We start from the raw sequence: 12,597 nt of genomic DNA, 5'->3' as shown, positions 1-12,597 counted from the left end.
CGTTGGATGGCAGTTGCGCTGTTGATCCCGGGTTACGCCTATTCGGCGGAACGCCCGCTCCTGCACTTCGCCGGCGAGGTCTTCGCGAAGCACGGCTGGACCACCCGGCAGATCCGCTGGCCGTCGCTGCTGCCGCCGCGCAGTGACGATGTGGCGCTGTGGAACCGGCAGTTGCGCTCCTACGTCCACTACCACCTCGGCCAGGTGCTCGCCGCCGAGCCGGACCGGCGGATCGCCCTGGCCGGCAAGTCGATGGGCTGCTTCGCGGCCGCGCTCGCCGCCGAGCGGGGCCTGCCCGCCGTCTGGCTCACCCCGATCCTGCGCGACTCGGAACTGCCCGCCGACCTGCACCGTGGCACGGCGCCGTTCCTGCTGCTCGGCGCCGCCGGCGATCCGGATTGGGAGCCAGCGGTCGCCCGCGGTCTCGGGCGTCCGTTCTTCGAGGCCGGAAAGGCCGCCCACGGCCTGGAGATCCCCGGCGACCCGGTCCGTTCCGTCGACGTCCTCCGCGAGGCCACCGCCGCCATGGACTCCTTCGTCAGCGGGCTGTGACCGGCCGTCGCTCGCCGCGGACCTGACCGCCGGCTCCGCCGCTCGTGCCGGAGCGCTGTCGGGATCGACGTGCGGGAGGTGCCGGCCGCGCCTGGCCCGCCACCGGGAACCCGGGGGGACGCTGACGACGTCGCGGGCCCGGCGGACGAGCCGGGCCCGCGCTGGTCAGTCGCTGCTGAGCAGCAGGGACGCCAGGGCGTCCGGCTCGGAGAACATCGGCCAGTGGCCGGTCGGCAGCTCGCGGTAGGTCCAGCCGTCGCCGGCCATCGGGCCGAAGAGGGGCACGGTCGCGGCCAGCTCACGCAGCTGCGTTTCCGAGAAGGAGCAGAGGATTGCCGTACGGGGCAGCGCCCGCCACCGGTCTCGATGCCGCACCGGATCGGTGGCGGTCGCGACCGGCTGCGGGCGGCCGCGGTCGCGCACGATCGACCAGTCGAAGCCGGTCGCGGCCGGGGGCGCCTGTGCGGGCACGGGCAGCATGCCGTCGACCGCCACGGGTGGTGTCCCGTCGAAGTCCGCCTGCGACATGCCGTCCGGCAATGGGCCGGTGTCGACGTAGACGAGGCGCCTGATCCGTGCCGGCATCCGGTCGGCCGCCGCGGTCATCACCATGCCGCCGTAGCTGTGCCCGGCCAGCACCACGTCGTCGAGCGTGTTCAGCACGTCGGTGAGCTGCTCGATGTGCTCCTCGACGCCGATTCCCGGGTCGAGGGGCGGCGAGATCTGCCGTACGTCGTGACCCTGTTCCTCGATCTTGGGGGCCACCGCGTCCCAGGCCCATCCGCCAAGCCAGAACCCCGGAACCAGCACGTATGTCGTCATGCCGTCGACGCTAGGGTGAATAGCGGACAGAGCGTGTCCGCTATGAGGTCCTCGTCGGTGAACGGCCATCTTCTACCCGGTTGTAGAAGGTCGGACGTTAGTCGATGGTTGTACGGGGCATCTCACCGCCATGGCGACCATTGTCATGGCAGAGGATGATCCGGACATCCGGGAGATCTCGCTGCTGCTGATGCGCCGGGCAGGCCATCGGGTGATCTCCGCCGAGGACGGCGCCCAGGGTTGGCGGGCCGTACTGTTCCACGACCCGGACCTGGTCATCAGCGACGTCGACATGCCGGAGATGGACGGGCTGGAGCTCTGCGCGAAGATCCGTGGCAACCCGGCGACCGAACTGACGCCGATCATCTTCATCAGCGGCGTGCTCATGCCCGACGACGACCGGGTGATCACGGCCGGCGCCACCGCTCTGCTGCACAAGCCCTTCACCGCTGCCGAGATGTTGAGCTGCGTCAACGCCTCACTGGCTGCCGGGGCGAAGGCCGGGCGCGACACGAAATGACACGGCCTCGGCCAGCGCTTTGTGCTTGGTGTTCTGGAACGCTGCGATCCGCCAGCGCGTATCCGGGTCGCGGACCAGCACATAGGTCTGCACCTTGCCGAGCCGCCCGGCCCGGTTGCCCTTCAGCACGTCGCCGCGGCTCGTCACGACGGCGGTGTCCGGGCCGAGGAACCGGACGTCGGTGATCTCATCCACGAGGGTCGTGCCCTTGAGGAACCTCGACCACAGCTCACGATGGCTGCCGGCGATGTCGGTCCGCCCCTGATACCTGGTCCCGACCCAGGTCACATACGTCGCGTCGATGGTGAACTGGTCCGCGTACGCCTGGTGGTCGTGCCGTGCCCACGCCTGCCGCAGCGCGTCGATCGTCGCCTCGACGGCACGCCGGTCGTCGATCCGCTCGCCAACCATTGTTCCTCCCGGTAATATCTGCGCTTGTGCAGATACTAACCGAGGGAAGCTAAATGCGGGCGGACGCGCACCAGGTTTTCCGGCGCTACCTCGACGCGGTCGGCCTCAACGGGGTCGCCCTCGCCACGGCCGCCGGGCTGAACACCACCGACTGGTTCGCGCTCAGCGTCCTGGAGCAGGCCGGGCCGTTGACCTCGGGCGCGCTCGCCGAGCGGACCGGCCTGACCACCGGCGCCACCACGCGGCTCATCGACCGGCTGGAACGACTAGGGCACGCCCGCCGGGTCGCCGACCCGGCCGACCGTCGCCGGGTGCTGGTCGAGCACGTGCCGAACCTCGACATCGACGCGATCACCGGCCCGGCCCGGCGGCATCTGGGCGCCTTGCTCCAGCAGTACACGCCGGAGCAGATCGAGTTGCTCTTCGACTTCTTCGAGAAGGCGGCGCCCGCGTTGCAGGCCGCCACAGCCGAGATCCGCCGCAAGACTTGACCTGGACGCCGTTGTCGCTGTGCTCATCCCGTGAACGCCACGGCCGGGGATCCGGTCGGCACCTCCCGGGCCTGGCACCAGCACGGCCGGCTCGACCGGGCCGCTCACGCGTGTTCTGGGACGGCGAGGCGAAGTCCTGCTGCCCGCCGAACCCGGGAATCTGAAAGGGCCACCTGACCGATGCGCACTGACTGGGCCGCTCTGCCCAAGGCCGTCACGGAAGAGATAGCCGACCGGGTGGGAGGAACCCACGCCACCCCGGCGACGGCCGGTGACCATGCGGAGATCGCCGCGACCGTCACCGGCACGCGCGGGAAGGTGTTCGTGAAGGCGGCCCACACCGATTTCGGTGTCCGGTCGTTGCGCTTCGAGCTGCGGGTGAGTGAGGCCGTCCGCGGGTCCTACTCGCCTGTCGCGGCATCCCGCGTGGGGATCGGTCGACGCGGAAGTTCTGGACTTCTTCGCGACGAAGAACGCGCAGAAGTGGGCGTCCAAGGCCGCGGGAGCCACCGCAGCCTGGATCCACGATCTGGCGGCGTGGACATCGCAGTGGGCGGCCTACCGCAACCAAACCAGCGCATGACCACTCGCGGCCGGTAGCGCGGTACTCGAGGCGGTCGGCGGAGGAGCCGGCGTCAGAGTGGAGCGAGGGCCTGGAAGCCGGTCGCCCATCGGGCCGGCACCGCCGCCAGCTGGATGCCGCCGCCGGCCACCACGAGGTGGCGGTCGGGGTAGTTGACGGATCGCAGTGCCGTCCCGTCGCCGTTCGCCACGGGGCAGAAGGTGGCGTCCCGGTCGAACAGCGGGGCGCCCGTGGCCTGTTCCAGGCGCAGCACGAAATCGCGGTGCCGCAGGAAGTAGCCGGGGCGGCCGGCCGACTCGAACGACAGGCAGCCGGCGTCCGCCCGTCCCGCCCTGGTGACGAACCTGGCGTCCATCCGGTCCGCCGGGGCGTCCGCCGCCGTGATCACGCCGACGCCGACGGCGGAGTCCCGGTACCGCACCCGGTATCCGGGCATGATCGGCAGGCCCAGCCCGATGGTGGTGCCGACGACGAGGCCCGGCGGTGTGCTGCTGGTTCGCACCGCGGCCGCGCTCCGCGAGGCGGGAGCGCTGTGCCGGGCTGTGGTTCCCGGCTGCGGGCGGGCGCCGTCACGCACCGGGCGGGTGTCGATCGGCGGCTGGTAGGAGCCGGTGGGCAGTGCGGCGCTGGGCGCCGGCAGGATCGAGACCGCCGGCGAGGGCGTGGGCATCGCCCAGTTCAGCGGAGGCGCCGGCGGGTTCGGCGACGACGGCGAGCCGGCCTGCAGGATGGTGACCGCCGTGGCGAAACCCAGCACCGCGAGCACTGTGGTCACGGCGAGTACGAGCAGCGCGCGGCTCGATGTCTCGCGACCGGCATTCTCCGGCATCCCTGACGACTCCTGACGAACGACGCGGATCCGCGCCGACGCCTGATGCGTGACGCGAATCCGCTGATGAGCTGGACCGTGGCCGGGTTGCGCAGAGAGCGCAAGATCACGTTGCCAGGGGAGTGAACGGGTCCGGCAGGAATTTGTCAAGTCAAGTATTTGTAGGTTTGTTTCCGATACTTCGCAAGCGAAGCAATGCTTTCCGGAAGTTCCGGTAGCAGTCCTCAATGGCCGTTCCGGTAGGCGGTCCGATCACGCCGGCCGGCGTGCGGGGACGGCCGATCCGTCCCCGCACGAGGGGCCTCGGGTCAGCCGTGCTGGCCGGGGACGTAGTCGCCGGCCGGGTTCTGCAGGATGACGTTCAGGCGGTTCCAGGAGTTGATGACCGCGATCAGCGACACCAGGGCGGCGAGCTGCTCGTCGTCGTAGTGCTTGGCGGCGTTCTCCCACACCTCGTCGGGAACGCCGCCGGCCGCGTCGGCGATCCGGGTGCCCTGCTCGGCGAGTTCCAGCGCGGCCCGCTCGGCCTCGGTGAAGACGGTGGCCTCGCGCCAGCCGGCGACCAGGTGCAGCCGCTGGTGGGTCTCGCCGGCATGCACCGCGTCCTTGGTGTGCATGTCGATGCAGAACGCGCAGCCGTTGATCTGGCTGGCCCGGATCTCGACCAGGTGGGCAGTCGACTCCGGCAGCGGCGACGACGCCACGGCGCGGGTGACCGCGAGGAAGCCCTTGTAGGCCTTGGTGGCGACCTCACTGCTCTGGAAGTTCAGCCGGATGCTCATGATGTATCTCCTTCGCCGTGGAGCTGCTGACACCTCTATGACCGTCCGGGCTGCCGGATTGTGACGTGACCTGGGTCTCATAGACTCGGCGGATGGGACAGCGCGTCGCGTGGACGCGGTCGCCGGGCGGGGCACGCGTCGCCTACGCGGTCAGTGGCAGCGGGCCACCGCTGGTCTACGTCAACGGATGGCTCAGTCACCTGGAGCTGAGCTGGGCGCTGCCCGCCGAGCGCGGCTTCTTCGAGGCGCTCTCCGAAGGGCGACGGCTCATCCGGTACGACAAACCGGGCTGTGGCCTGTCCACCCCGGCCGTGTCCCCGGATCACACGCTGGAGGACGAGTTCGACGCGCTCCGGGCGGTGCTCGACGCGACCGGAACTGATCGGTGCGACCTGATGGGCGTCTCCAGCGGGGCGGCGGTCGCGGCGGCATGGGCGGCGCGGCACCCGTCGAGCGTGTCGCGGCTCGTGCTCTACGGCGGCTGGGCGTACGGGCCCGACGTGGCGGCGCCGGAGATCCAGACCCACGTGCTCGGGCTGGTGCGGCAGCACTGGGGGCTGGCGTCGGGACTGCTCGGGGACGTGTTCGCGCCGGACGTCGAGGGGCCGGCGCGGACGGCGTTCGCCCGGTACCAGCGCGAGTCGGCGAGCGCGGAGACGGCCTGCGCGATGCTGCTCATGGCGTACCGAATCGACGTCCTTGATCTTCTGAGGAGGGTCACCGCACCGACGCTGGTGGTGCATCGCGAGCGCGACCGGGCGGCCCCGATCGAGCAGGGGCGGCGGCTCGCGGACGGGATTCCGGGCGCACGGTTCGCGGTGATCCCGGGGCGTTCCCATCTGCCGTACGTGGGTGATCCCGAGCCGCTGATCCGGGAGATCCGGCGCTTCCTCGGGCTGCCGGTGCGGCGGCGTGGCGCTGTTCCGGCGCTGACCGCGCGGCAGCGGGAGGTCGCCGGGCTGATCGCGCAGGGCTGCACCAACCGGGAGATCGGCGAGCGGCTCGGCATCGCGGAGCGGTCCGCGGAGGCGCACGTCGAGCGGATCCGGCTGCGGATGGACTTCCGGTCACGGGCGCAGATCGCCGCCTGGTACGTGGCGACCGGCGGCGCGAACTGAGGTATTTCCCGGCCTGCCCCGCCGGTCCGCCGTGCTCAGAATGGGGTGATGATTGTTCTCGGCTACGCCGCTGTCGCCTATGCCGCGTTTCTGTCCAGCATCGCCTGGGCGATCGTTTTCCTCACCGGCCCGATCGACGATCCGGCCGGGCTGCCGGCGCCGGCAGCCCTGGCGATCGACGGCGCGCTGCTGCTGGCCTTCGCCGTGCAGCACACGATCATGGCTCGGGCCGGATTCAAGAAGAGATTGACCCGACTGATTCCGCAAGCCGCCGAACGCGCCACGTTCGTGCTGGCCGCGAGCCTCGTGATGCTGGCGCTGCTCTCCTGGTGGCAGCCCGCTCCACACGTGATCTGGCAGGTCAGCGGGCTGCTGTGGGTGGTCTACGCGGCCGGCTGGGCGCTGGTGATCTGGTCGACCTACATGGTGGACCACTGGGACCTGTTCGGCCTGAAGCAGGCTTACACGCGGTGGCGCGGCCAGGAATACCGCGAGCCGGCATTCACCGAGAGCCGGCTCTATCGCCGGCTGCGGCACCCGATGATGCTCGGCATGGTGATCGCTTTCTGGGCGACCCCGCGGATGAGCGTGGGACACCTTTTCTTCGCGATCTCCGGAACGGTGTACATCCTGATCGGAATCCGATTCGAGGAACGCGACCTGCGCGCTCGCTACGGCGAGGAATATCGGCGGTACGCGCAGCGAGTCCCGTCGATCGTGCCCGGAGCGATTCGGCGCTACGATCGTGCGCGTGTCCGCGCCTCTCGACAGACACCGTGACCAGCGCCAGCGACTGCTTGCCGGCGTCGTCGGACGGCTGCGCCGGCTGAGCATCCCGGTGTCGTTCGGCCTCCTCACCCCGTACTACGACTTCTACGGCCAGATCCCGGACGGGCTGACCGGCCTGATCGTCGACGAGCCGGACGGGCCGGGCAGCATGCAGGTCACCGTGGTCGCCGCGCACCGCACGGGTGAATCCTCGACCGACCCGCACCTGTGGGCGCGCGACGTCGACCTGGAGTACGACCTGGTCGGCGACGTCTACTTCGAGGTGACCACGCTCGACGAGCCGGGTGACAGCGGCGCGGTGTGGGCGCCGCGGCAGCTGGTCGGCACCGAGGAGGGCGTGGTCGACGCGATCCGCCTCTGGCACAGCTACCGGGACACGCTGCGGGCCACCCCGCCGCCGCCCGACCCCCGGCGGCCCGCCCGGCGTGCCAAGCTGCTCGCCGCCCGCACCGACGCGGCCCGGGCCGGCCGGGTCCGGATCGAGGTCGACGAGTCCACGGTCCCGGCGGTGCAGCGGCCCGTGCTGGCTGCCGATCTGACCGATCTGGATCACGCGCAGGTCTGCTTCCACTTCCCGCGGGACCGCAACGGGCGGTACTCGCGCAGTGCCGTGGTCGCGCTGACCGGCTACGGGATCGTGCTCGGCAGGCGCGGCCCGTGGCTGTCGGTGCGCAACGACGGCGGGGAACTGGTCGCCCGGGTCGAGGCCCTCATCGACGTCAACCAGGACCATCGGTGGGACCGGCTGCCCTGGCTGTGGCGGGTGTCCGGGCAGGACACGACACCCGGGCAGCGCTGGCAGGCGCCGTCGGCCGAGCAGGTGCGCCCGATCACCGACCTGCTCGACCGCAACGCGATCGCCGACGCGCTGACCCTCTCCGGCGTCGAGGTCGACGCCGATCTGGCCGCGCTCCTGGACGGGTTCCCGATCAGTTACTCGTACGCGCGGTACACCGAGACCTGGGTGCGCAGCCTCTACGACCAGCTGGCCGGGTGTGCGCCGTGGCGGTTCGCCGACGCGTTCCGCACCTGGCAGGACGAGCGCCGCGCGGCCGGCCGGGCGCCGCAGCACGAGGTGGCGCTCTTCGGCCTGAAAGGGCTCAACCAGCAGGCGAGACCGATGGTGGCCCTGTCCGCGCCGGGCGGGACGAGCCGGTTGACGATGATCTGGAGCGCGAGCAACGCCCGCCTGCCGCGGGCGCTGTGGGAGCTGCCGGCCGACCTCGGCTAGCGTGCCCGGGGGCCGCGCGGCGGATCAGGCGGAGGCCTTGCGGGCGCGGAAGGCGACCATGTTCATCCGGTTCCCGCAGCGGACGGTGCAGAAGCGCTTCGAGCCGTTGCGGGACAGGTCGATGAAGATGCCGGTGCAGTCGTCGGCGGCGCAGACGCGCAGGCGGCCCATCTCGTTCATCCGGATGACGTCGATCAGGGCGAGCGCCGCCTCGACCCGGATCCGCTCGGCGAGCGGCGCGTCCGGGTCGGTGGCGTGGAGGTGCCAGTCGGAGCCGTCGTGCCGGGTCAGGTACGGCACCGCGCGTGCCTCACGCAGCATCCGGTTCACCGCCTCGACAGCCTCGTCGCGGCCCAGTGTCCACACCGCGCGGATCTGCGCGCGTGCCTCGCGGACCTCGTCCAGTTCCGCCTGGTCGAAGTCGACGCGGCCGGTGAAGACGTTGCCGGAGAGCAACCGGCGCAGGCCGTCCACGGTGGCGAGCTCGTCGGAGCCGGACTTGGAGGCGCCCGCGTCGGTGTTGGCGAGCACAGCCGCGAACTCCAGAGCCTCCTCGGTGTCAGGGGCAAAAAGCAATTTGACTCCTCACTCAGCCGAGCCTAGCGTCAGGGGCGTAACCAACTTAGTCCATGACCCGGGAGTTGCCATGAAACCGCAGTCCATCGGGCTGGCCGCCGCGGTCATCTCGGCCGCCTCGTTCGGCACGTCCGGCGCGTTCATCAAGCCGCTCCTCGAGGCGGGCTGGTCACCGGCCGCCGCGGTCACCGCCCGGGCGCTGGCCGCCGGGCTCCTGCTGCTGCCGTTCGTGCTGCTCTCGCTGCGCGGGAACTGGGGTGCGCTGTGGCGCGGCCGCTGGCGGCTGTTCGGGATGGGCGTGATCGCCGTCGCGTTCACCCAGCTGACGTACTTCGCGGCGATCAGCCGGGTGCCGGTGTCGACAGCGCTGCTGGTGGAATACCTGGCTCCGCTGCTGCTCGTGCTCGCGACGTGGGTGGTCACCCGGCGCCTGCCCCGGCCGGCGGTGCTGGTCGGCTCGGTGCTCGCCATCGGCGGGCTGGTGCTGGTCATCGGGCCGGGCGCGTTGCAGGCCGTGGACCCGGCCGGGCTCGCCCTGGCGTTCGGGGCGGCGATCGGCTGCGCCGTCTACTTCGTGGTCGCGGCCCGGCCCGCCGACGGGTTGCCGCCGGTCGCGCTGGCCGGCGTCGGTCTGCTGCTCGGCGGGCTCGTGCTCGGGCTGGCGGGTGCGGCCGGTGTGGTGCCGATGACGGCCACCTTCGGGGACGTGCCGCTGCTCGGGGCGGTCGTGCCGTGGTGGGTGCCGCTGGGCGTGGTCGCTGTCTTCGGGACCGCTGTCGCGTACGCCTCAGGGATCTTCGGGTCCGGTCGTCTGGGGTCACGGCTCGCCTCCTTCGTCGGACTGCTGGAGGTCGTCTTCGCCTCGATCCTCGCGTGGATCGTGGTGGGGGAGCGGCTCAGCCTGCTGCAGATGCTCGGCGGCGCGCTGATCCTCGCCGGCATCGCGGCGATCCCCGCCGAGCAGCCCGCCGAACAGCCGGTCGTCGCCGACGAGGACGAGGCGCGTCCACTGATCGCGCACTGAGCTCCTCCCGGGCCTTCCCAGGGGCCACCGTGGCTTTTCTTCTCGGTCACGTCCCGGGCCGCGGCACAAGACGGAAGATCAACGGCAGAATTGGGCGTACGGCCACAGCGCGCGACCGGTCCCGCGATCGTGCCGCCGAGCGTCCGCAGCGGGCCTGTCGCTGTCACGGTGCGTTCCGGTGGCTCTTCGCCCGGGGCGGGCGCCGGTCCGCTACTGTGCGCGCGGGGACTGCCGATGGACGGTGGAGGGGCCACCGGACGTACCGAGGAGATCTGATCGTGACCACCGACCATCCCGAGCCGGAGTTCCTCGGCATCGGTGACCGGCAGGTCGCACGGCTGCGTCCGCTGATCTTCACCACGCCCGAGCCGGAGATGCCGCACCACGTGCGATCCGAGCTCAACACGTTCCTGATGGTGTACAAGTTCGGCCTCGCCGAGATCGGCACGAAGATCAACATCCTGGCCGAGGAACTCGCGCACCGCGGGCGCGGCAACCCGATCGAGCACGTCAGCCCCCGCCTCAAGAGCCTCGCCAGCATCACCGCCAAGGCCCGGCGGATCGGCTGCCCGATGACCATGGACGACCTGCGCTCCCGGATCCGTGACATCGCCGGCATCCGGATCGTCTGCGGTTTCGTGCCCGACGTCTACACGGTCGCCCGGATGCTCACCCAGCAGCCCGACATCCACCTGGTCACCACCAAGGACTACATCGCCCAGCCGAAGCCGAACGGATACCGCAGCCTGCACCTGATCGTCGAGATCCCGGTCTTCCTCTCCGACCAGGTGGTGGCCGTGCCGGTCGAGGTCCAGCTGCGCACCGTCGCGATGGACTTCTGGGCCAGCCTCGAACACAAGATCTACTACAAGCACGACGCCGACGTGCCGGCCCCGCTGCGCGACGAGCTGGCCGCGGCCGCCGAGGACGCGGCCCGCCTCGACGAGCGGATGGAGCGATTGCACCAGGAGATCCACGGCCCACGCCACTGACGCGGGGGCGGGACGATCTAGTGTCGAGGGCATGTCTTCCACGCCTCTGCCCGAGAACGTTCTCGCCCTGCTCCGGCAGCCCAATCCCGCCGTGATGGCCACCGTCGCCGCCGACGGCCGTCCGGTCACCGTGGCCACGTGGTACCTGCTCGAGGACGACGGCCGGGTGCTGCTCGGGCTGGACGCCACCCGTGCCCGCATCAAGCACCTGCGAGCCGACCCGCGGGTCTCGCTGACCGTGCTCGCGGCCGACGACTGGTACACCCACGTGAGCCTGCAGGGACGGGTCGGCCCGATCACCGAGGACACCGGCCTGGCCCAGATCGACCGGCTGTCCCGTCACTACACCGGTAACGACTACCCGAACCGGGAGAGTCCCCGGGTCGCCGCGCACCTGGAGATCGAGCGCTGGCACGTCTGGGGCAAGCTGCTCTCCTGACCGGCTCCGACCGGCTCGGAGGAGCGCGGCGCGTGCCTCTCCGAGCCGGCGTCGTCGTACGGCAGGCGGCTGAGATTCTCGGTGGTCACGAGACGTCGCTGTGGGGCCGCCCGTGGCCGGCCGGGTCGGGCGCGGGAGCCGGCTGCTCGACGTCGCGGGCGTCCTCGGGCGACGCCAGGCCGCGGATGCGGCGGGCCATCATCGGGATCGTCGACAGCGCCATGCCGGCCGCGCCGAGCGCCACCGCGGCCCGGCTGCCCAGCGCACCGCCGACGGCACCGCCGAGCACGCTGCCGAGCGGGATGACGCCGTAGATGAGCAGGCGATAGCCGGCACCGGTCCGGGTCAGCGCGTTCTTCGGCGCGACGATCTGGCGGAGCGTCAGCGAGAGCACGTTCGCTGTGCCGAGGCCGAAGCCGGCCGCGATCTGACAGGCCGCCAGTGCCGCGGCCAGGGCCACCCCACGCCCGGGCAGCACCGCGATGAACAGGGGCACCCCGGTCGAGAAGGCCAGCGCGGTGGCGAACGCCCGGCCGTAGCCGATCCGGTCGGCGAGGCGGGAGGCCAGCATGGTCCCGGCGAAAGCGCCGACCCCGCTCGCGCTCAGCGCCAGACCGTACAGGCCGGCGCCGAGGCCACGCTCGCTGATCAGATAGACGATCAGGTTGATGCTGAGGATCTGCCAGGCCAGGTTGTAACCGGCGGCGTGCACGGTCAGCGCACGCAGGAACGGGTTGGTCACGATCGGACGCAGACCGTCCCAGAAGTGGGTGCTGTCCCCGGGCTCCGGTGGGGCCGGCTCGGGCCGCCTGGCCGCCGCCACGCCGAGCGCGCTCATCAGGTAACTGATCGAGTCGGCCAGCAGCGCCATCGGCGGGCCGAGCAGGTTGACCAGCAGTCCGGCGAAGCCGGGACCGGCGATCTCCGAGGCGGTGCGTGAGCCCTGCACGGCGCGGTTGGCGGCGGGCAGGTCGACCTCCTCGACCATGTTCGGCACGTACGCGAAGCTGCCGGTGTCGAACACGACGCTGAGCGCGCCCACCGCGAAGGCGACCGCTGCCAGCAGCGGCACGGACAGCAGGCCCGCGAAGTGGGCCACCGGAACGACCGCCAGCGCGACGCCACGCAGGATGTCCGACCAGATCATGACGCGGCGTCGCCGCCGGTGCTCGAGCCAGTGGCCGGCCAGCAGCGGGAAGATCAGATTGGGCAGGAACGAGGCGGTCGAGATGGCCGCCACCGCGCCCGCGCCGGAGTGCAGGGTCAGCACGGCGACGAGCGGCAGCGCGACCGCCGTGATCTGGGTGCCGAAGACGGAGACGGTGTGGCCACCCCAGAACCAGCGGAAGTCACGATCGCGCTTGAGCAGGCCAGGCTTGGTTACCATCAGAACCCCTTCTTCGGTAACGGTTACCTGATGATGCTGGCACAGAGGTAA

General features: G+C 71.1%; 15 protein-coding genes. 9 read left to right on the top strand and 6 right to left on the bottom strand.

The features are described from left to right. Positions 1–6 precede the first annotated feature (6 nt). Positions 7–552: an alpha/beta hydrolase gene (locus Acy02nite_RS16635; RefSeq protein WP_203741559.1), complete on the top strand. Its 546-nt coding sequence runs from the start codon at positions 7–9 to the stop codon at positions 550–552. Positions 553–717: 165 nt separating this feature from the next. Here Acy02nite_RS16635 and Acy02nite_RS16630 read toward each other — a convergent pair whose 3' ends face one another. After that, positions 718–1,374, bottom strand: coding sequence for an alpha/beta fold hydrolase (locus tag Acy02nite_RS16630; protein WP_203741557.1), 657 nt, complete (start codon positions 1,372–1,374; stop codon positions 718–720). A gap of 145 nt (positions 1,375–1,519) precedes the next feature. Between Acy02nite_RS16630 and Acy02nite_RS16625 the strand changes: the two genes are divergently transcribed. Further along, the gene (locus Acy02nite_RS16625) at positions 1,520–1,894 is read left to right on the top strand and encodes a response regulator (RefSeq protein WP_239174923.1); all 375 of its coding nucleotides are present in this window, start codon (positions 1,520–1,522) and stop codon (positions 1,892–1,894) included. On the opposite strand, the gene Acy02nite_RS16620 is transcribed toward Acy02nite_RS16625, so the two are convergent. After that, positions 1,853–2,305 carry an SgcJ/EcaC family oxidoreductase gene (locus Acy02nite_RS16620; RefSeq protein ID WP_203741546.1) on the bottom strand — a complete coding sequence of 151 codons (453 nt, stop codon included), beginning with the start codon at positions 2,303–2,305 and terminating at the stop codon, positions 1,853–1,855. The genes Acy02nite_RS16625 and Acy02nite_RS16620 overlap by 42 nt on opposite strands. Before the next feature lie 53 nt (positions 2,306–2,358). Between Acy02nite_RS16620 and Acy02nite_RS16615 the strand changes: the two genes are divergently transcribed. Further along, positions 2,359–2,796 (top strand): MarR family winged helix-turn-helix transcriptional regulator, encoded by a 438-nt coding sequence (locus Acy02nite_RS16615; RefSeq protein WP_203741542.1) that lies wholly within the window; start codon positions 2,359–2,361, stop codon positions 2,794–2,796. 635 nt (positions 2,797–3,431) lie between these two features. Here the strand turns inward: Acy02nite_RS16615 and Acy02nite_RS16610 are convergent. Both Acy02nite_RS16610 and Acy02nite_RS16605 read right to left on the bottom strand, forming a co-directional pair. After that, positions 3,432–4,208: an AbfB domain-containing protein gene (locus tag Acy02nite_RS16610; protein ID WP_203741540.1), complete on the bottom strand. Its 777-nt coding sequence runs from the start codon at positions 4,206–4,208 to the stop codon at positions 3,432–3,434. Positions 4,209–4,516: 308 nt separating this feature from the next. Continuing rightward, complete coding sequence (locus Acy02nite_RS16605; protein ID WP_203741538.1) at positions 4,517–4,990, bottom strand: carboxymuconolactone decarboxylase family protein; 474 nt, start codon at positions 4,988–4,990, stop codon at positions 4,517–4,519. A 92-nt stretch (positions 4,991–5,082) separates the two neighbouring features. On the opposite strand from Acy02nite_RS16605, the gene Acy02nite_RS16600 reads away from it, so the two are divergent. From Acy02nite_RS16600 to Acy02nite_RS16590, 3 genes are read left to right on the top strand one after another with little or no spacing between them, the layout of a single operon-like run. Beyond that, positions 5,083–6,108: an alpha/beta fold hydrolase gene (locus Acy02nite_RS16600; protein WP_203741537.1), complete on the top strand. Its 1,026-nt coding sequence runs from the start codon at positions 5,083–5,085 to the stop codon at positions 6,106–6,108. Positions 6,109–6,156: 48 nt separating this feature from the next. Then, on the top strand, positions 6,157–6,888 hold the full coding sequence (locus tag Acy02nite_RS16595; protein WP_203741535.1) for a methyltransferase family protein: 732 nt from the start codon (positions 6,157–6,159) through the stop codon (positions 6,886–6,888). Beyond that, positions 6,860–8,128 (top strand): hypothetical protein, encoded by a 1,269-nt coding sequence (locus Acy02nite_RS16590; protein ID WP_203741533.1) that lies wholly within the window; start codon positions 6,860–6,862, stop codon positions 8,126–8,128. The genes Acy02nite_RS16595 and Acy02nite_RS16590 overlap by 29 nt, the downstream gene beginning before the upstream one ends. A 24-nt stretch (positions 8,129–8,152) precedes the next feature. On the opposite strand, the gene Acy02nite_RS16585 is transcribed toward Acy02nite_RS16590, so the two are convergent. After that, positions 8,153–8,704 (bottom strand): CGNR zinc finger domain-containing protein, encoded by a 552-nt coding sequence (locus Acy02nite_RS16585; RefSeq protein ID WP_203741531.1) that lies wholly within the window; start codon positions 8,702–8,704, stop codon positions 8,153–8,155. A gap of 70 nt (positions 8,705–8,774) precedes the next feature. Between Acy02nite_RS16585 and Acy02nite_RS16580 the strand changes: the two genes are divergently transcribed. The 3 genes from Acy02nite_RS16580 (at position 8,775) to Acy02nite_RS16570 (ending at position 11,159) form a co-directional block, all read left to right on the top strand. Beyond that, positions 8,775–9,728, top strand: a complete 954-nt coding sequence (locus tag Acy02nite_RS16580; RefSeq protein ID WP_203741529.1) for an EamA family transporter — start codon at positions 8,775–8,777, stop codon at positions 9,726–9,728. A 278-nt stretch (positions 9,729–10,006) separates the two neighbouring features. Continuing rightward, positions 10,007–10,720, top strand: coding sequence for a GTP pyrophosphokinase (locus tag Acy02nite_RS16575; protein WP_203741527.1), 714 nt, complete (start codon positions 10,007–10,009; stop codon positions 10,718–10,720). Between the two features lie 31 nt (positions 10,721–10,751). After that, entirely contained in the window at positions 10,752–11,159 is a 408-nt protein-coding gene (locus Acy02nite_RS16570) for a TIGR03618 family F420-dependent PPOX class oxidoreductase (protein ID WP_203741525.1), read from the top strand. 85 nt (positions 11,160–11,244) lie between these two features. Here Acy02nite_RS16570 and Acy02nite_RS16565 read toward each other — a convergent pair whose 3' ends face one another. Further along, positions 11,245–12,546, bottom strand: coding sequence for an MFS transporter (locus tag Acy02nite_RS16565; protein ID WP_203741523.1), 1,302 nt, complete (start codon positions 12,544–12,546; stop codon positions 11,245–11,247). Positions 12,547–12,597: the final 51 nt, after the last annotated feature.

Origin of the sequence: Actinoplanes cyaneus (assembly GCF_016862095.1) — a bacterium.
GTDB lineage: Bacteria > Actinomycetota > Actinomycetes > Mycobacteriales > Micromonosporaceae > Actinoplanes > Actinoplanes cyaneus.
Note: the sequence above shows the minus strand (reverse complement) of the source record. Positions and strands in the feature narration are given on the sequence as shown.

Bases quoted from the DNA above. Each gene is read 5' to 3' on its own strand.
- Acy02nite_RS16635 (WP_203741559.1), top strand. From the start codon at position 7: ATGGCAGTTGCGCTGTTGATCCCGGGTTACGCCTATTCGGCGGAACGC.
- Acy02nite_RS16630 (WP_203741557.1), bottom strand. From the start codon at position 1,374: ATGACGACATACGTGCTGGTTCCGGGGTTCTGGCTTGGCGGATGGGCC.
- Acy02nite_RS16625 (WP_239174923.1), top strand. From the start codon at position 1,520: ATGGCAGAGGATGATCCGGACATCCGGGAGATCTCGCTGCTGCTGATG.
- Acy02nite_RS16620 (WP_203741546.1), bottom strand. From the start codon at position 2,305: ATGGTTGGCGAGCGGATCGACGACCGGCGTGCCGTCGAGGCGACGATC.
- Acy02nite_RS16615 (WP_203741542.1), top strand. From the start codon at position 2,359: ATGCGGGCGGACGCGCACCAGGTTTTCCGGCGCTACCTCGACGCGGTC.
- Acy02nite_RS16610 (WP_203741540.1), bottom strand. From the start codon at position 4,208: ATGCCGGAGAATGCCGGTCGCGAGACATCGAGCCGCGCGCTGCTCGTA.
- Acy02nite_RS16605 (WP_203741538.1), bottom strand. From the start codon at position 4,990: ATGAGCATCCGGCTGAACTTCCAGAGCAGTGAGGTCGCCACCAAGGCC.
- Acy02nite_RS16600 (WP_203741537.1), top strand. From the start codon at position 5,083: ATGGGACAGCGCGTCGCGTGGACGCGGTCGCCGGGCGGGGCACGCGTC.
- Acy02nite_RS16595 (WP_203741535.1), top strand. From the start codon at position 6,157: ATGATTGTTCTCGGCTACGCCGCTGTCGCCTATGCCGCGTTTCTGTCC.
- Acy02nite_RS16580 (WP_203741529.1), top strand. From the start codon at position 8,775: ATGAAACCGCAGTCCATCGGGCTGGCCGCCGCGGTCATCTCGGCCGCC.
- Acy02nite_RS16570 (WP_203741525.1), top strand. From the start codon at position 10,752: ATGTCTTCCACGCCTCTGCCCGAGAACGTTCTCGCCCTGCTCCGGCAG.
- Acy02nite_RS16565 (WP_203741523.1), bottom strand. From the start codon at position 12,546: ATGGTAACCAAGCCTGGCCTGCTCAAGCGCGATCGTGACTTCCGCTGG.